This is a genomic window from Mycoplasma ovis str. Michigan, assembly GCF_000508245.1.
In the GTDB taxonomy this organism is placed as follows: Bacteria; Bacillota_I; Bacilli_A; order Mycoplasmatales; family Mycoplasmoidaceae; genus Eperythrozoon_A; species Eperythrozoon_A ovis.
Genome location: NC_023062.1, coordinates 296,171 through 314,285, shown reverse-complemented (window position 1 = coordinate 314,285; position 18,115 = coordinate 296,171). Strand labels below are relative to the sequence as shown.

Here is an 18,115-nt window from a genome sequence, read left to right as displayed (position 1 = left end):
GCACAAATTTCAAGTAATTTAATTATTTCTAGTAGATAGGGTTATAGATAGTGATAAAGAGATATCAACTTCCTGAATTAAAGCAATTATTCTCTGAGGATGCTAAATATAAGAGATGAAGTCTCTTGGAACGAGAAGTTCTTTATGCTCTCCAGAATAATGGCATTCTCAATCTTGATTCGTCAAAAATCAAAGAGTTAGAAAAAATTTGATCTTCCTTGGAGATACATGAAACAGAAATAGAAGAGGAGGAGAAAAAAACAAAACATGATTTTGTTGCCTTTCTGAACGTATTGGAGAGAAAATTATCTAATTCTTCTATTTCTAAGTATTTGCATTACGGATTAACTAGCTCAGATATTATTGATAGCGCTACTTCTCTAGTTATTAGAGGAGTTAACAAAAAGTTAATCAAGTGAATAGAGGAATTACAGGAAACTCTTTATGAAGTTTCTAGAAGATACTTAAATACTCCTCAAGTAGGCAGAACACATGGGAGGCACGCAGAACCTATTTCTTTTGGTCATAAATTTGCTATTTGTTATCAAGAATTAGAAAATGCTTTAGAACAACTTTACTTATCTAGAAAATACATAGAAGTAATCACTATTAAAGGAGCCACTGGCTCTTTTGCGCACATAGGCAATGAAATACAAGAAGATTTAGCAAATAGATTAGGTCTATTTACCATCTGAGGCACTACTCAAGCATTACCGAGAAATAGACACTCGGCTTATTTGTTTGCATTATCTCAGATCGGAAGAATAATTAACTCTTTAGCAGTTAACTTAAGAACTTTAGCCAGAGAAGAAATATCTGAAATTTATTTAGAGTCAGAAAAATCACAAGTGGGTTCTTCTGCCATGCCACATAAAGTAAATCCCGTAATTCTAGAAAATATTTCTGGACTTTCTAGGTGGTTAACGGGATTATCTGATGTAGCTAATCAAAATATAGAACTATGAGATGAAAGAGATATTTCTCATTCATCAAATGAAAGAGTAAGTTTAATGGACACACCAATTCTTTTGGGAAATATAGTTTTAAAAATGAATGATTTCCTAAAAAAACTGAAAGTTAATGATCTAAAGATAAAGGAAAATTTGAATTTATCTAAAGGATTGATACATTCTCAAATAGTTTCTTTATCTTCGTTAGAAGATCCAAGTATCAGCTCTAGAAAAGAAGCTAGGGAAGTTGTATCCCAAATAACTAAAGATATTGTTGGCGGGAAGTTTGATTCTCTGAAATCAGCTCTCTCCAATTTTCAAAATGGAAAAATCTCATCAGTATTATCTAAAGTTGAGAACCTAGATTATTATCTCCAATATTTTCCTAGGCTACATAAGCAAATATTTACAAAAGAAATCAATAAAACTCCAAACTCGTTTAATAAGTATGAAATTGATAATGCCATATATTATCTTTCCCAAAGGCTTAATTGATATTACGAATTAAAAGTATTAGATAATGAAAAAATAATTGTTATTTCATTATCAGATGAGAACTCAACATTTAACAGTAAGTTAATTTCACTGTTAAATTTTTCTCTCTCTATTGTTGACATACCGTGCAATAATGCAGATTGTTTTCTAAGCTTTGAAAGTTCTAATTGATATCAAAGGATATTGGAATTATCTAAAGACTATTCCAAAGTCTTGGTTATAAAAGAGAAAGTTTCAGGAACAAAGCCACTTAAGACTCTGTACAGTCAATTAATAAAAATAAAGAATATTAGGGAAATTAAGGGAGTGGCTTTGTTTTATGGACTAAAAAGTTCTAGGGAAAAATCAATTTTTAGCTCAGAATACTATAAGCCAGCTTCTTTTACATCGGATTTTTCTGGCAGTATAAATGAGAAGGGAATGAGAGAATTTAATTTCAAAAATTGAACTCCAGACAAAGAATCTGAGTTAGTAAATTGATTTGGGATTTTGTTACCTGATTAATTAAAAAAGATAAGTTAAATAAAGGGGATTTAGTTGTTAATTTCTCAAAAAATTAGATTTAATTTAAGATGAAAAGCCATTAATAGTCAACAAATAGTATCCTTCTAAATATTTTTTAAGAAAGCTAGTCAAATTTTTTTATGCTTAATCAGCTCTTAAATAAATTGGTTTCTATTTTGTCTGGGGGGGGCAAAGATTCTCTCTTACTTTTTAATCAACAAAATATGGTTGGAAAAGGTATTGGTGCAGGAGTTGCAATACTAGCTGGCCTAGGAGCCGCTTTAGCTCAGGGATATATTGGAGGAAAGGCTGTGGAATCTTTAGCGAGAAACCCTGAAGTTGAAGCCCTAATCTTTAAGCAGTTTATAGTGGGAGCTGCAGTTTGTGAATCTGTAGCAATTTATGGTTTAATTGTTGCAATATTGATTATGTTTGCTGTAAATGGTTAATAATTGATTTTTATTTCTTTCATTCAAAAATCTTTTAAAAATACTTAAAAAAAGTAATTAATTGGCAGGTCTTTTTAAGTTATTTGGACTTGTTGCTTTTTGTAAATGACTATCAAAAAAGAGTAGATGAAATAATTTTGAAAATCCAACCAATAAACAAGAAACTAAAAAATACCTCAAAATTGAACATGGACTGAATAAATGACTAACAATATGAAAAAAGATATTAAGGTGATTCAAGATTTTGAAGTTTTTTCAGCTAGGGCTTTGTATAGTATCTCTAATAACTTTGCCTGTTGGATGCTTAGTAAGTAGTGCCTCTCATTGAAGTTTTGGTATTTTTGGTGTTTATACTTTTTTCACTTATTTCATTTATTATCTCTATTGCTCCCAATCAAGAGAACTATTAAAGTATAAGACTAAATCAAATGAAGGTTTACATTTACAAAAATGTAAATCCACAGTCAGGCTCTCCTTATTTTTTAGCCTCCTTCCTTTTGTATTTCTTTTTGGATATAAACCTTTTGACTACGTAAATTATTCACTTTCAGAGTTAGTAGATACAGAAACATTAAAAAATATGAACCCTCATCTATTTGAAAAGAAATTAACTAATCTCAATAAAAAACCAGAAGAATTACAAGGTCTTTCTGTTGATTTAGAAGAATTTCAGCAACCAACAGATTTAATTTAGTTACCCATTGTAGTTGCTTTTAATGCATTACTTAACTGAAAATATCATTTAAGTAAGAGGATAGGATTGGGCTTGGTAATTAAATATCCAATTTATTAGTGTTCCTTCTAGCTAAACTCATAGGTTTAGCTGGAACTGTTATTTCTTCAGGAACAGCTTCAGCATTTTTGATTCCTTATTTTCAAAATACAGAAGCAGGTGTTTTTTCAAATGTCATATTCAAAGAAGATCTTTCAAAAAATAAGTTTGATTTTCAAAAATTAGATCAGGAAGCTAAGGAAAATATCGAAGTATTAAAGTCAAAAATCTCAAAGTTTAGTTTGGCAAAAACAATAACTAATATTTGAAAACAAGTCGCTTACTACAATATTGACAAAATATTTGAGAAGTTATCTCAGGCAGAAAATCAACTTACTAATTTATATAAAGAAATTGTTTCTCAAATAAAAAAATTAAATGAAAAATATGAGGAAATTTCTACATCTACACAAGAAAAATTACAAACTGAAAAAGAACAGAAACTTCAATCTGCTTTAAAGGATGCCTACTCTAAATTGAGTGATGCACTTACAACTTGGGAAGATTCTATGATAGAAATTAATTGTGCAATAAAACAAAATTGCAAGAAGACCATAATTGGTGGTATTACAAAATTAATTAACTCTATATTTCCAGTTTTACCTATAACTAGTTCTGTAGCTTCGGGGGGGGCAGAGTCAACTAATGGTTCTGGAGGAGGCGGAGCAGAAAAAGCTAAAAAAGAATTGGAGGAAGTAAGTAAAGAATTAACTCAATTGATTTCTGAAATGGAAACAAAGAACAATGAATATAAGGTTAAACATGCTTTGGCTAGAGTACAAGAAAAATTATTATTTTCCAAACTTCTCTTCTTGGAGGGATGAATAAAGTTTCTTAATTCTCAAAAAAATAATTTAGAGTCAGATATTAAATCCAAAGGAGAAAAAACAAAAAAATTAATAACAGAAATTAATAGTTCTCAAAAGAAACTTATTTCTAATCATCAAACATATACAAAACTTAAACAACAAGAAGTTAATTTGAATAGCTGAAAAACAAAACTTGAAGAAAGCCTGTTAAAAAATAACAGTGATTTAGATAGAGAGGACAAGCAGGAATTATAGGATTATTAACTAATATATAGTCGGAATGCGGGGGGGGCAAAAGGGAATTTTTGGAGAACTTGTTTCTTATATCTACAACAACTTTTTATTATTTCAGAGTCAGGACATGTATAAAGGTATTGGTGCAGGAGTTGCAATACTAGCTGGTCTAGGAGCCGCTATAGCACAAGGTTACATAGGAGGGAAGGCTGTTGAGTCTTTAGCTAGAAACCCTGAAGTTGAAGCCCTAATCTTTAAGCAGTTTATAGTGGGAGCTGCAGTTTGTGAATCTGTAGCTATTTATGGTTTAATTGTTGCCATATTAATCATGTTTGCCATAAAATAGATTTTTTAATAGTTAGTTTTTAAATCTTTCTAAAACATACTTGATTACCTTTTGCCTCAAATAGAATATTTTCTGGCTTATATATTTCTAAATTTGTTGTTGAATTTTTAGTTTCCCAATTATCTAGTAGATTTACACATTCGTCTTCTCTGTTAAATAAACAAGGAATAATAACTATTTTCTTTTTGAGTTCGAGATAACTAGGAACAAAATATTGAAGAACTCACTTAATATACATAGAAAATCTTTCATTAATTGTTTTTAAATCAACATTTGTATCTTTTAATTCAATGATTTTTATAAAAATATTGTCTCTATTTTCTTGCTTAATTAATATATCTATTTTTTCCAAACCAGTTCCACAAGATACTGAGTTTCCTATTCAGAATGAATTAGATGGTTCAGGTAAAAATATTTCTTTTAAAGGAGAATTATCGAAATTTTGCATGATATAAGCTTGCAAATGACTCTCGCAATAATTGCTCCTTCAAAACCTATAGATAAATCTTGAACGAATATCACAACTTTCTTGTCTCCCTATATATATCTTTCCTTTGATCAGTTAGGACAATTTCTTCTTTTTCTAAATCAAAAGAGAAATTATCCCCGACCAAAGAACTATCATTGTTAATTGCAATGAATTTTTTTATAAGTTCTCTTTCTGCAAATTCTGTTATTGCCACACAACAACGATTCCCTTTTATTTTTCTATAAATTAAGTTTCAGTACATTTGTCAAGGCTTTTCTTTGCAATCAAGATCATCTAGTATTTCTTGTTCGACTATCCCTTTGGCAAAAACCTTTCAAGGTTTTATTAATAATCTATAAGGTATTTCTTTTTTTAATTCTTGAAGTAAGAAATTATGGTTATCAATTTCATCAAAAAAAGCTCTAGACTGAGCTTCAAAAACTCCAAAAAACTTACCCTTCTGATTTCAAGCTTCTTGTAAATAAAAAACTATCTTATCCCCCTCTCTAACTCTAGAAATATCAGACAGCATCTTTACTAATACTTTTTCCTTTGTTCAATTGTGATTTACATTACATTTTTTGAGGAAGGGAGACATCTCTCCTTCTTTTCCAATTCCAACAAATAAATGCTCTAGATATATCTTTAGAGTTTGTTTATTGGCAACAAAAATATGTAACATTTTTGAATTGTCTATTCATATTCTTAATTACTCGTAGTAAGCAAAAAGTATTAAATAAAAGGTAATTGTTTATGTTTCTTACTTCCAAATTAATTGGAATTGCAACTGGGATTCTTTCTTCCGGAACAATTACTTCTGTTTTATATCCATATTTTCAAAATTCAAATTGGGCAAATCATATTTATGAGAAAGATTCTTCATTTGAAGAATACAATTTCAAAGTTTTGTATGAGCAGGCCGACCAAAAATTAAAAATTTTGAATGAAAAGTTTAAAAAGTTTTTATCTGCAGAAGCTAGTGCCAAATTCTTAAAAACTCTGGAGTTTCAAAAAATAAAAGCACTTTTTCAAAGTATTTCGCAATCAGAAGAAAAATTAAAAAAATTGTTTGACACCATTTCTGAATTTTTCAAAACACTTATGGAGAAGAATAAGAAGTTCCAAGAAGCAAGTGTCCAGAAATTAGAAGCAGAAAAACAAAAAGAATTGCAAAAAAAGATCCAAGAAAGTTATGTAAAACTGCAAGAAGCTCTGCAAAGCTGGGAGAAACATTTAACAACTATTAACTGTTTAATTGCACAAAAAGAGGAAGCTTCAGGGAATTGTCAACTCGACGAATCAAGTGCCCCCCCCGGAGAAGGTTTAAAAGGGGCTAACAAAGCCAAAGAAGAGTTGAAAAAGATACAGGAATCTCTTTTGAAAATGATTAAAGAGGTAAAAGACTCAAATGGAGATTACAACTTGAGATCAATGTTTGCAGCATTTACACTGGCAATGGCGACAGACGAATACAATCACCAAGAACAATTGTTAAAAACTCTTACTCAAGAAATAGAAAAATTAAATGAATCCGTTTCTGAAAAAAGTAAAGAAGCCAATAAAGTTTCTGAAGAAATTAATGGATTGAATAAGAAATTAAAAAATTCTTATTCTTATTTTTCTTCATTAAAAAATCAGGAAAGTATTTTCCATAAATGAAAAGAAAAATTTAATGAAGAGATATTAAAAAATAAAAGTGATAAATCAAGAGAAATTCAATTAAGTTCTTAATTTTCCATAATCAAGAAGCTAAAAATAAACCAAGTAAATATTTAGCTAATGGGTTGGCAATATTTTTTATACAAATTATTTAATTTCGGGGGGGGCAATGGTTTGGTTTTTTCAGATAGTAATAACACTACCAGAGGAATTGGGGCTGGAGTGGATATTCTGGCAGGATTAGGTGCGGCTATAGCTCAAGGTTATATAGGGGGGGAAGGCAGTAGAATCTTTAGCTAGAAATCCTGAAGTTGAGGCTTTAATTTTCAGGCAATTTATTGTGGGAGCAGCAGTTTGCGAATCAGTAGCAATTTATGGTTTGATAGTAGCGATACTTATTATGTTTGCTATGAGCAAGCAATAAAAAAATACAGTTAAGCATTCAATAAAATCAATTTTTTTGATGATTGGCCTTTTAGGAATTAAATTTTGCAAAAAACATAGTGAAGCAACTCTTTCAAGTTCCACAAATAATTTAGAGGAATAATGAGTTTTTCATTAATTTCTAAGTTTGCCACAGGAATAGCAATTGTTGGAGGTGTTGTTGCTACTCCTTTTTTATTAACTAATAGATCAGCTAATTCGGAACAATTAGATAAGAGTTTTAGGGATTGTACAGGACTTTTAGATGGTATTGATAGACCAAGAAATAATGAGCAAATATATTTGTGTCCTGCTGGAATAGAAAATAAATTAGAAATGTTTTATTCTGAAAATGGAAGTGAAGAACGAAAAGATGCAGTAAAGATTAAGGAATTGGAACAACAAATTGATGGCAGATTGCACCAACCCAAGATGAAAGTGAAATTGGAAAATAATGAGATTAAACGAGAATTAAATTGACCTAGCCTGTTATTCAAATATACAGACACCGGAGGTTCTAGTCAAAAAACTTTAATTCCAGAAACAGATTGCCAAATGACTCCAAACGAAGAAAAGTTATTCAAGTGCAATTCCACTTGAGAAGTTATTAAAAAAAGAAAAAATTAACTTTTTAAATTAGTCTGTAGTTAGTTCTTGGGTTTTCTGTCAAAAAGTTTTTGCATAAACAAAAACTCCTGAATTAAACTAGTAAATCTAATTCAAAAAAAATTAATCAATCATACTAAGTAATTTAGAAGCAACTTTCATTTCTATATGTGATGAAGTTCTTGACTCTAATGTTTTTAGCCTTCCCTCTTGCCTTCTGAAATGTTGCTGCGCCCTTGGGATTGATGGGATCATTTCTTTAGATGCAACTAATGTTCTTTTCTGAGAATCAATTCAAACTTGCTTTGCTTGCAAGAGAACAATAGCCTCCGCAAATTCATTTTCTGAATTATAAAAATGCCTATATGGATTTGATTTTTGTCAATCTCCTCACCCTGAATCATTGGAGAAGCCTTGGCTACCCCTAGGAAAATTTTTTATTTTTACTCTTTCTTTTGTCCAATGAATTTGAGATAGAGATTTTTTGAAATCTTGGCAGATTTTTTTCTCACTTAATGTTGTAGCTTCTAAATCGATTCTCCCAATTTCTTTAAGTTCTTTTGTCAATCTCACTCGCAAATCCTTTAAATCGTTTTGAAAACAAAAAAATTTTTCAATGCTTAGTCTTTCGTGTTTGTCTAAAGCATCATCTGAGAAAAAAGAGCCAACATCACTTCCATTTTTTCTTTGACTTTGTAATTGATTTCACTTGTTAACTTTTGCTTTAGCACTTTTGAAATTATCTAAGAGACTTTTCCTACCGCTTGAATCAAAAGGCAAATACTTTCAAGATAACTGTGGATACTCAAAGTTAACCTTTTTCTCTAATTCATCAATTGAACCTTCTTTATCAATTTCTTGGTAGATATTTTGAATAGAGGGTAATTTTATTGGTTCTGGATTTAGAGAACTCAAAGAAAAAGATTGTGAATTGGCGTTGTCTAACTCTAATTTGGTTTGTGGTAATGAAGTAGTAGCTATGACTTTTAATTCACTATCTTTTATTTCTTTATTTTTTATTTCTAGAGATCTTTCAGGCTGATTAAATGTTTTTAAGTTAGTTGTGGATAGAATCTTTTGCCCCCCCCAGCAACTATAGTAGAAAGATCGAGATAATTAAAAATATTGAAATTATTCTCCAGTATTGGTAGTGTTATTCCATTAACTAGAGCAAAACTTGAACCTCCAACAAGCAACTTAATCTTTCTATTCATTTTTTTCTTAAATTTAATGAAATAATTCGAACTTAGAAACGAAAAATAAGACTTATTGCTGGATAGATGAAAATTTAGTATTTTGTGGATTGACTGAAGAAATGTTGAATTATTTTTCTAAACAAACAATTTATTAACTAAATTAAAGAGCAGTTTTCTTTAATTGTTTAACTTTGTCCAATTAAACTTTTAAGCAAATACATACAGTATCTTTGAAAATCCCAAAAATAATTTAGCTTAACAATGAGTATTTCAACAATCTCTAAGGTTTTAGCTGGATTGGCCACTACAGGAGGATTGATATCTACTCCATTTGTTTTATTTAACAGTTCGGCAAATTCAGGACAATTAAGAAAGGATTTTCAGGGTTGTACAGGACTTTTAGATAAACAAGTTGGACAAAGGGGCAATTTTGAGCAAGTATATTTATGCCCTACTGGCAATGAAGATAAATTAGAGATGATTTACTCTGAAGAAACAGGCGGGAGACAAAAAAGTACAAAAAAGATTAAAGAATTAAAGCAAAATTTTGAGACAATCCTCAAACAAAAATTAATACTGAAACTAGAAGATTCGACTGAAAAAACTTTGGATTGGCCTAGCCTAGTATTTAGTTATACTAACGCAAGTAATAATGAAAAAACTGTTCTAAATCCTCACGAAGATTGCAAGATGAATACGCAAGGAGGAGGAGAATTATTTTCCTGCAATTCCACTACTTGAAAAGTTATTAAGAAAAAATAGAAATAACTTTTTTAAATTATTCTTTGATTATTTTTGGTTAATTTTTAGATAATTTCTTAAGTTTTCACTAAAAGAACTTTCAAATAAATAATCGAGAAATATATCTGGAAAATATCCTTTGAAAAACATTTATAGGAATTATTTTCCAATGTTCTCCAATAATTTTTTAGCTACTTTAAATTCAACAAGGAATTTAGCATTTTCTAATTTTTGACGTGTTCATCACTTTTCATAATCTAATAACTGTTTTTCTGTTTTCGGTCCCACTCAAGTTTCGTCCCTTCGCTTAACTTCTTGTCTTTCTTTACTTAAATTTGCAATCAATTTATTTATTTCTTCCAGATCTTTTTGAAAATCTTCTTGCTTATCATAAAACTTTCTAAAAGGATTATCTTTTCAATCACCTCAATCATCTTTATAAGGTTGACCTTTTATAGGACCTTCTTTAGTTAAATTGATTTCCTTAGCAGACCATTTAATTTTCTTTAGATAAGGGGAGAGATCTTCAAAAATGGAAGATCTGGAATTCCTCACTTGTTTAGCTTTTTGAGCATCTTTAACTAGAGATCCTAGATTTTTTGAAAATTTATTTTGTTCTACAGTAAGTTTTCGGTATAGTTTATAAATCTTTTTTAAACTCTTTCTTTTTTCTTGCCCTAGTGAATGCGTTATTCCATTAACATCTTCATTTCTTGGCATTAACTTTCTCATTTGTCTTTGAACATCTTGGACATTACTAATATGAGTTTTTATGTCCTCTTTTTTACCTTTAGCAAGGAATTTTTGAAGAATAGAAAGATAACTTTCTGAAACTTCATCTTTAATATTTTCTAATTGACCTAAAGTCTTTATTTCGCTGTGTACTTTTTGAATGCTTTCGTTAGCTGCTCCTTCCTTCTTAAAAGTAGATACATCTAATTCTTTATAAGAAGGATCATCTAAATCTAACTTGACTTGAGGAAATTGAGATACATTATTTTCGAGAGAAATGGTATTCTCGCTCGGAATTGTCTCTTTAAATTCAAATTTTGTATTGCCATTTAAAGACGGAGATCTAGTTATTGATCGCCCCGCCCGAGGCAAATTTATTTCTTTGATTGGACTAATTGTTCCAAAACTATTATTTAGAACAAGAAACGTAATGCCAACGGTTCCTGCGACAACCGCTGTTCCTAAAAATAATTTAGAGCCTGTCTTCAATTTAGTAGTAGTACACCAAAAAACCAAATGTCCCTAATCAATTCTAAATTAATATTTTTTTCAAAGATCCTGATTCTTGCTAGCTAACTAGCTATATTTATAAAAGTTGCTAGTTTAAGTTGGTTAGTTCTTTTAGATTAAGTAGTAAACGAATAAAAGATTTTTAATCCGGTTTTAATTAAGAATTTTTAGTTTTATTGACTCTGGAATAGTTCATTCAATTAACTTATTTGCACATGCATTTCAATATCTAATATGGCTTCAGAAATATTTTCGCGGAATACGCTTTCATTTTTGTCAATCTTCTTTAAATCCTCAGAATCTATAGCCTCTGTTTTTGTTTCCAATGTCGTCATTAAATTTTTTCCAGCAAAAAATCTTTTCAGTAAATCTTATGCTTCCTCTAACTTTTGCATTGATTTGTTGTATTTTTCTTCGGAGTCAAAAAAGATTCTAAATGGATTTTTCTCCCAACCCCCTCAACCATAAGAACTTTCCTCTTTATTTTCTGGATTGAAAATTATTTTCTTCTCTTCATCCAGAAATTTAACTCTAAACTTTATATTCCTTTTCTTTCAATCAATTCATCTTAGAGTTTTTTGAACATCTTGTCAACTATATTTACTTTTTACTTTTGAGTAGCTGCCTATATTTATTACTGAATCTGGACTGGTATTCTTTAATTTTTGAAGTAAATTATTTGTAATTTCTTGTAATTTAGCTTATATTAAATAAATCTATTCAAGAGAAACCTTACCATCTTGACCTATAGTAGAAAAAATAGCTTCATCTCGACCTAATGTGCGATTTAGTCCTCCTTTTGCTTTTCAATCCTTAATCTTTGATTGAACTTCTTTGAAATTTTTTAGATATGTGCTTAAATCTTTTCCTTTTATAGTCTCAAAGAAAAATTCTTGTGTGTCCTCGTGAATGGAAGCTATATCAGTTTCTCGACCAATCTCTTTGTAAATGCCCCTTATAAAATCACCAGAAGTTTCAGAATTTAATATTCTGCTACTCTCTTCTAGTTATATTAAGGAAGAATTATCAGAAATATTTAAGGAGGCTCCAGAAGAAATCTTGCTATTTTTGGATAATTTTTCTGCTATCCTTAATCCTTTTGTAGTAGCATTTTTTAATTTCAAGTTAACAGTTTTGGGATTACCATTCTCATTTGCTAATAATTTAGTAGTTACCTTTTCTAAGTTAACACTTGAGCTGTTAGAAGAGTTACCGAAATAATTTATTAGTGCATGGGAAGATACCCCATTTACCCCGAAAAAGGCTAATAAACCACCTACTAACTTTCAGTTTTTTAAAAGTATGAACAGAAGTAACTAAAATGACAGGATATCAGAAAAATTAGTCAAAAAATTTTTATCCCAAGTTAAATGTCTAATTAACTAATAGAATGTCTGCAATGCCAATGAATAAAAAGCGATTAATTTAAATAAGAAAACAAAATCTTTGTTTGGATCGGTAAATTTAAAGAATTAATAACAAACTACAGATAAATACTCTAAATTAATTCTTTTACTTAGAGAAACTTTCAAAGTGTTATTCAAAAAAGATTAACTAAGTTCAAAGAACAATAGTTGTTCATTTAAGGAGTTAAATATTCAGCGCCAAAACTAAATTAAAATCGTGTTATAAAAAGTTTGATTTACACTTAACAGGAGTTATATTTATGGGTGGAACAAAAGATTTTTAGTCAACTTGAACATCAACAAGAGGTTTAAGTGAGGTCTACTTGGTTTCGGCTTCTTAGGAACTAATGGATTAATAATTCCTTCTTTGGGGAGTAGTCTCTTCTCTTCAGGTTTTTCTCTAGATAATTTAGTCTCTGGGGGGGGCATATCTGACTTAATTAGCTTTTCATCTAACAGTGAATCAACTCCAAAAACCAAATTAAATCTACAACAGCCGCAGAAAAAAGAGCCAGATTTAAATATAGCAACTACAGTACCTTCGTCCCAAAAGATCGAATTAATTTTGGAGTCTTCATCAACTCCCATAGATTTAACTAATTTATCTATCGACAAGGGAAAAGGGGAAATGACAAATTCCATCCAAAGAGTTTATTCTGCAATGGAAGTCGAAGGAAAAGTTAAAAAAATTGATAAAGAAACTCAGGATAAATATTCATTTTTCTTAAGTAAAACATTAAGTAGTGATGAAACGAGGCAGAAGGAGCATTTGAAAAATTTTGAAAAAGCGAGAGAGCAGTTAAAAAGTCAGGCCAAGGGGAAAAGATCTACACTAACAGACAATACATTAAGTCAAAAACAAAGGATCGCTATAGAAAAAATGTATCACCTCCATAACAGTCTCAAGGAGGAATCTAAAAAAATAGAATCAAGTTTTCAGAAAGAGGTGCAAAGTGATAGTATCATCACCTCTTCATCTCAAGAACAAGGGATTTCAGTTAAAGATGTTAAAAATGCCTTAAAAATAATACAATGAACAAGTAAATCGTTAAGAACACAAAAAGATATGAGTGATTTGAGATTTTTTAAAGCAGATAGTTGAGGTGCTTGAAAAGATAATCCATTTAAACACTTTTACTCGAATGAAGGGGAATTTAAGAAAGACATCAGTTCCCTGCAAACAAACGCTATGAAAGTCTATAGGATAAAACAATCATTAGAAAGAGAATGAAGGCCTATGATAAACAGATTTCGAGACCAAAAAATGCGAGAGATACTAGAAAAACAATATCAGGCGAGAGAAAGAGAAATGTTTTCTCTAGATGCTTCTAAAGATTCACATATCGTTCAAAAAGTAGCAAATTACCTTTTAGGATCTATGGGTCAACTTTAAATGTTTTGCAATTATTTTTTGATCCCGAAACAGTAAATTTAAATTTTTTAGGATAAGCTCACTTTCAATTAAGGTAAGTTAGTAAATTAACAATTTATAGTTTCACCTTTTTTAAAAGCTGTTTTAATTGGTGGAATAAGGTATTGAATAATAACTACTGTCAAAACTACTAGGGAAAAGGTTTGTTAAATATTTCCAACAATAAAAATAGATTTAATTAAGAATTTATATTTGCTATAGGAACCTTTACTATTTCCCTTAAATAAGGGCTGAAATATAAGGAAAAGGGGTGGATAATTCTGAATTTATTTGTAATGTGTTGTCCTTAGGATTTACTGGTAAATCCAAAGTTGTGTTTCATAACGAGGGAGAGGGCTAAGGGAGATTAGATAATTATTTGATTAATAACTTAGTAGAACACGGAATTGAAAGAGATATTTAATTAAAAGTTTCTAGGAATTATAGGGAAGATATAGGAGTACCTGTAAAATATTTTCAACATGAGCGAGTGGATTGGAGTTCTTGATGCAAGTGGGGTGCCAGTTACTGTCTTGTCTTTTACCGGGGGGGTGTATTGGATGGAAGTTTTTCTAGAGAAATAAAAATTTCTGCAGATTCAAGTAATGGTCAAGAATACTTAAGTTTCTTTAAAGACACTAACGGAGGTTCGCATAATAATCAAAGCCTATTCATAAAAACAAAACTTAGAACAGAACAATTTGGTGGCGTAGGTCCAGATGTATTATGTGATAAAGCTTTGGAAGCCTACAAAGGATTTTTGACTGGTCCTTTGAAGATAATTATTCACAAAGATAAGCCAATTTTCTTGGGAAATGCTAACAAAGAAGTGAATATTTATGCAAATCAAAAGAACGGAGATTCTTCAGTTAACTTTAGAAAGACTGGTTGTGATTATTTACAAGGATTTGCTTGAATTGGTAGCCAAGCTTTAATTGTTGGGGATTGAGAAAGTGGAACAAAGGATTCCGCAAAGACAATTGGTAGAACATTTACAGGGCTAAAGGGTTGAGACAAAGCCCAAGGAGTAAATTTGGGTGAACTAAATGGTTTAATTTTGGACAGAATAGATCGAATTTCTATAACTTCAGAAGGAGTAAAAGATTAAAGGGGACATTTCGTCAAGTGAAATCCAAAATACAAACCAACAGTAAGTATTCATTAACAAGTTCCTTTTAGTTGTTGCTAATTCAATACTTTATTCCTTTGTTAACAATTGGTGTAGGTTGTGTTCTCGTAGCGGGTACCTGTAATAGATTACAAACTGAAACTAGAGTGGATAGAAAAGATTTGGAAAAAACAAATTCTGTAACTAATATATACAATGAAACAGGAACTCAAATCAAATGATTTTTGGGAAGAAATTGCGCTAAAAAAAGATAAATAAATACGAATTAATTAAATTAAGTTAAAAAGGTAGATATTAAAAGTACCTTATTTACTTATTACTAAAAAGAAAAATTATTAAATTTTCACAAAAATAAAAGTTCCCGCGATAACCCTAGAAATACACCACAAAATAACTAACTGGGTTAATAAATTTGGAAAGTTAATAGACATCCGACAAGTCAAGCCTCTTAAAAAGTTCTTTTAATCCGAATAGACTAAAGAAAGAAAATAATTGTTATTTTTCAGGCCATTAAATAACTAGTGTTGTCGCCTAAGTTGTATGTAAAAACCAATTAAAATTGTCTTATAAAAAACTGGTTTTCACTTGGTGCAAGTTATCTTTTTTGAGACAAAAAGAAACTTTTAATTAACGTGCACATCTCAAAAGGACTTAAAAAGGGTTTAATTGGTTTTGGTTTTTTAGGAGCGAATGGCATAATAATTCCAACTGTAGGTAATAATCTTTTTTCTTCAGGATTTTCTTTAGATAGTTTAAATATTGGGGGGGGCATCACTGATTTAATTAGCTTCTCCACTAAGAATGAATTAATTCCACAAACTAAATTAGATTTAAAACAACTTCCTCGAAAAGAAACAAACGTAGATCTTCCTAGTGTCAATTCGACACCGGAAACTAAATTGATTTCACAAGATGAATCAGATTCAATGAATTTGACTGCTTTAACTCCGTTAAATGAAGGTAAAGAGGGCATAATAAATTCAATTAAGGATGTTCATTCGGCTATAGATGTTGAAAGCAAAGTAAAGGATGTTGATGAAGAAGTTCGGAAAAGATATTCATATCTTTTGAGTAGAACATTAGATAAATCTGAAGATAAACAACAGGAACATTTGAAACATTTTAGAGAAGCAAAAGAACAGTTACAAAAAAGATCAAGAAGTAGAAGATCTACAACAGCAGGTAATACATTAAATCAAGATCAAAGAATTTCTTTAGAAAAAATGTATAGGCTGAATAAAGGTCTTAAGGAGTTATCTAAAGAGTTGGCATTAAAGTTTAAGGATAAAGTTCCAAGTTCTGATATATCTGTCGCTTTACCTCAAGAAGATGGGTTGTCATCTAATAATATTGAGAAAGCTTTAAAAATAATAAGTTGAACGGATGAATCCATAAGAACTCAAAAAGATAGAGGAAGTTCATATTTTTTTAAAGAAAATAGTTGAGGAAATTGAGATTCTAATCCGTTTAAGCCCTTTTATACCAATGAAAATGAATTTAAGAAGGACATTAGGTCTTTGCAATCAAATGCCATGAATGTGCATAAACTAAAACAGATACTAGAGAGAGAATGAAGGCCTGCGATCAGAAGATTTAGAGAACCAGAACTTCTGGCGAAATTAGAAAAACAGTATAAAGAAAAAGAGAGGGAAATATCTTCTCTAGATGCTTCTAAAGATTCACATATTGTTCAAAAGGTAGCATCTTATCTTTTGAAAGCTATGGGTCAAGCACAATAATTTTCTCTTCTAATTTCTTTTTAGGTTTTTTGTTTTAAGTTCCTTATCTTTCGACAATCTTTAAATCTATAGGTTGTTCTTCTCGAGCATTTCTTTAGGATTGATATAGGAATTTAGAATAGTGTTTAAATTTTTTAGATCTCCTATTTTTCTTTATTCGAGAATTCCTTTAGACTCTTCGAATAATCAAAACTTTTTAGTGGTGTTTAAGTAAATAAAAAAATCCGAAAAGAATGTGACTTAATTAATTTTGTATACTTTTCTCAAATATTTTGTTTTTATCGTTATCAATTCAATATTTTGACTCCTAGATTAAAGCTTTCTTTAGCAGGAGCATCTTTTTTAGCACTTAACGGGGTTACTCTCTTTACAATAGACAATCAGTTTAATATTTTTGATTCTTTAAGAGATATTTCTTTGTGGGGGGGGCAGTTCTTTACACAATCAGAATCTCTTAATCTAAATAATTCTTCCAATAAATTAACACTAGATTCTAAAACCAAGGAAGATTCAACAGAAATTCAATTAGGTAATTCTACACCTTTTAATGCAAAGTTAGATACGCAAAATGCTGACTTAAACATTCAATCCCTAAAGTCAGAACTTGAAAAATTAACTCCAACAGATAAATCTGCCACAGATAATATTTCAGGAGTTTTTAAAGAAATTCACAAAGAGAGTAAGATAGAGTCTATTGAAGGCAAAATTTCTGCCGAGTATCTTAGCTTAAGAGATAAACACTTATCTGCCGTTTCTGCAGATCAAATTAAACACTTAGAAGAATTTAATAAAACAAAATCTCAGGTAGAGTCATGATCAAAGTCTAGGGATAAATTTGCTTCCGCAACGGCCTTAACTAAATCACAAAGAACGAGTTTGCAAAAAGTTTACGAATTCTATGATGCTTTAAAGATTGAGAGAGACAAACTAAAGGATGAGTTAAAAAAACATAGTGATTTACCAGAAGAAGTGCTAAAAGCTCAAAAATCAGGTGTTCCTTCAGCTGAAACTATTAAAGATTCTCTTAATAAGATGGATTGACAAAAGGACAAGATAAAAGTTCAAAAGAATCATCAATCAACTCATTTTTTCGATTCTAGGGGTTGAGGGAATTGAAATAGCAATCCTTATAAATGGTTCTTCAGAAATGAAAAAGAATGAAGAAATTCTGTTAGCCAATCAAATAAAAATGCTTTAGCAGTACATAAATTAGAACAACAAATTAATAGATATAAGAGTATGACCTTAATTGCTTGAGGCCCTAGAGTTCAACGACACATTCAAGAAGACACGAAGAAACTTAATCAAATAAAAACCAAGATGCATTCACATATTGAATTACAAGTAGCTCATAAATTATTGAAATATATGAATTCTCCTGAACTTTCCTAATAGGTAGGTGCTGTTATTCGATTGTTAGGAAAATAATATTCCAATATTTATCGAGGTATTCGGTTCATATAAGTTATTTAGAAAACTTAAGGTTTTGGAGAAAAATTAAGTTTTATAGAAATAGGTCTTAGTCCACATAACAA

At 30.1% G+C, this 18,115-nt stretch carries 20 protein-coding genes and 1 pseudogene; 15 read left to right on the top strand and 6 right to left on the bottom strand.

The window, feature by feature from the left end; translation table 4 throughout:
* Positions 1-50: 50 nt before the first annotated feature.
* From MR07_RS01735 to atpE (MR07_RS01715), 5 genes are all read left to right on the top strand, one after another.
* A complete protein-coding gene (locus MR07_RS01735; protein WP_024071160.1) occupies positions 51-1,949 on the top strand; it encodes a lyase family protein in 1,899 nt (632 codons plus the stop codon).
* A 140-nt stretch (positions 1,950-2,089) separates the two neighbouring features.
* Positions 2,090-2,398 (top strand): ATP synthase F0 subunit C, encoded by a 309-nt coding sequence (gene atpE / locus MR07_RS01730; protein ID WP_024071159.1) that lies wholly within the window; start codon positions 2,090-2,092, stop codon positions 2,396-2,398.
* Positions 2,399-2,459: 61 nt separating this feature from the next.
* Positions 2,460-3,092 (top strand): hypothetical protein, encoded by a 633-nt coding sequence (locus MR07_RS01725; RefSeq protein WP_024071158.1) that lies wholly within the window; start codon positions 2,460-2,462, stop codon positions 3,090-3,092.
* 98 nt (positions 3,093-3,190) lie between these two features.
* Positions 3,191-4,234, top strand: a complete 1,044-nt coding sequence (locus MR07_RS01720; RefSeq protein WP_024071157.1) for a hypothetical protein — start codon at positions 3,191-3,193, stop codon at positions 4,232-4,234.
* Positions 4,235-4,340: 106 nt separating this feature from the next.
* A complete protein-coding gene (atpE, locus tag MR07_RS01715; RefSeq protein ID WP_024071156.1) occupies positions 4,341-4,559 on the top strand; it encodes an ATP synthase F0 subunit C in 219 nt (72 codons plus the stop codon).
* A 19-nt stretch (positions 4,560-4,578) separates the two neighbouring features.
* Here atpE (MR07_RS01715) and MR07_RS01710 read toward each other — a convergent pair whose 3' ends face one another.
* Both MR07_RS01710 and MR07_RS01705 read right to left on the bottom strand, forming a co-directional pair.
* The gene (locus MR07_RS01710; RefSeq protein WP_024071155.1) at positions 4,579-5,007 is read right to left on the bottom strand and encodes a hypothetical protein; all 429 of its coding nucleotides are present in this window, start codon (positions 5,005-5,007) and stop codon (positions 4,579-4,581) included.
* Positions 5,008-5,053: 46 nt separating this feature from the next.
* Positions 5,054-5,710 carry an EVE domain-containing protein gene (locus tag MR07_RS01705; RefSeq protein ID WP_024071154.1) on the bottom strand — a complete coding sequence of 219 codons (657 nt, stop codon included), beginning with the start codon at positions 5,708-5,710 and terminating at the stop codon, positions 5,054-5,056.
* 71 nt (positions 5,711-5,781) lie between these two features.
* On the opposite strand from MR07_RS01705, the gene MR07_RS01700 reads away from it, so the two are divergent.
* From MR07_RS01700 to MR07_RS01690, 3 genes and pseudogenes are all read left to right on the top strand, one after another.
* A complete protein-coding gene (locus MR07_RS01700) occupies positions 5,782-6,759 on the top strand; it encodes a hypothetical protein (protein WP_024071153.1) in 978 nt (325 codons plus the stop codon).
* Positions 6,760-6,807: 48 nt separating this feature from the next.
* Positions 6,808-7,111 (top strand): annotated as a pseudogene (atpE, locus tag MR07_RS01695) (ATP synthase F0 subunit C).
* A gap of 122 nt (positions 7,112-7,233) precedes the next feature.
* Positions 7,234-7,737, top strand: a complete 504-nt coding sequence (locus MR07_RS01690) for a DUF6063 family protein (protein WP_024071152.1) — start codon at positions 7,234-7,236, stop codon at positions 7,735-7,737.
* Positions 7,738-7,839: 102 nt separating this feature from the next.
* On the opposite strand, the gene MR07_RS01685 is transcribed toward MR07_RS01690, so the two are convergent.
* On the bottom strand, positions 7,840-8,631 hold the full coding sequence (locus MR07_RS01685) for a hypothetical protein (RefSeq protein ID WP_024071151.1): 792 nt from the start codon (positions 8,629-8,631) through the stop codon (positions 7,840-7,842).
* A 137-nt stretch (positions 8,632-8,768) separates the two neighbouring features.
* Positions 8,769-8,930 (bottom strand): hypothetical protein, encoded by a 162-nt coding sequence (locus MR07_RS04360; protein ID WP_024071150.1) that lies wholly within the window; start codon positions 8,928-8,930, stop codon positions 8,769-8,771.
* 243 nt (positions 8,931-9,173) lie between these two features.
* Here MR07_RS04360 and MR07_RS01680 point away from each other — a divergent pair, with 243 nt between their 5' ends.
* Positions 9,174-9,674, top strand: coding sequence for a hypothetical protein (locus MR07_RS01680; protein ID WP_024071149.1), 501 nt, complete (start codon positions 9,174-9,176; stop codon positions 9,672-9,674).
* 138 nt (positions 9,675-9,812) lie between these two features.
* Here the strand turns inward: MR07_RS01680 and MR07_RS01675 are convergent, their stop codons facing one another.
* Together MR07_RS01675 and MR07_RS04650 are read right to left on the bottom strand one after the other, a co-directional pair.
* Positions 9,813-10,874, bottom strand: coding sequence for a hypothetical protein (locus tag MR07_RS01675; protein ID WP_024071148.1), 1,062 nt, complete (start codon positions 10,872-10,874; stop codon positions 9,813-9,815).
* Between the two features lie 221 nt (positions 10,875-11,095).
* Positions 11,096-11,230, bottom strand: coding sequence for a hypothetical protein (locus MR07_RS04650; RefSeq protein WP_268743528.1), 135 nt, complete (start codon positions 11,228-11,230; stop codon positions 11,096-11,098).
* Positions 11,231-11,843: 613 nt separating this feature from the next.
* On the opposite strand from MR07_RS04650, the gene MR07_RS01665 reads away from it, so the two are divergent.
* The 6 genes from MR07_RS01665 to MR07_RS01640 all read left to right on the top strand — a co-directional run bounded on the left by MR07_RS01665 (position 11,844) and on the right by MR07_RS01640 (position 17,972).
* Positions 11,844-12,116 carry a hypothetical protein gene (locus MR07_RS01665; protein WP_024071146.1) on the top strand — a complete coding sequence of 91 codons (273 nt, stop codon included), beginning with the start codon at positions 11,844-11,846 and terminating at the stop codon, positions 12,114-12,116.
* A gap of 474 nt (positions 12,117-12,590) precedes the next feature.
* Complete coding sequence (locus MR07_RS01660) at positions 12,591-13,694, top strand: hypothetical protein (protein ID WP_024071145.1); 1,104 nt, start codon at positions 12,591-12,593, stop codon at positions 13,692-13,694.
* A gap of 508 nt (positions 13,695-14,202) precedes the next feature.
* Entirely contained in the window at positions 14,203-14,820 is a 618-nt protein-coding gene (locus MR07_RS01655) for a hypothetical protein (RefSeq protein ID WP_144079553.1), read from the top strand.
* Positions 14,821-14,891: 71 nt separating this feature from the next.
* Positions 14,892-15,095 carry a hypothetical protein gene (locus MR07_RS01650; RefSeq protein WP_144079552.1) on the top strand — a complete coding sequence of 68 codons (204 nt, stop codon included), beginning with the start codon at positions 14,892-14,894 and terminating at the stop codon, positions 15,093-15,095.
* 378 nt (positions 15,096-15,473) lie between these two features.
* Positions 15,474-16,580 carry a hypothetical protein gene (locus MR07_RS01645; protein ID WP_024071142.1) on the top strand — a complete coding sequence of 369 codons (1,107 nt, stop codon included), beginning with the start codon at positions 15,474-15,476 and terminating at the stop codon, positions 16,578-16,580.
* A 300-nt stretch (positions 16,581-16,880) separates the two neighbouring features.
* Positions 16,881-17,972, top strand: a complete 1,092-nt coding sequence (locus tag MR07_RS01640) for a hypothetical protein (RefSeq protein ID WP_024071141.1) — start codon at positions 16,881-16,883, stop codon at positions 17,970-17,972.
* The last annotated feature ends 143 nt before the right edge of the window (positions 17,973-18,115 follow it).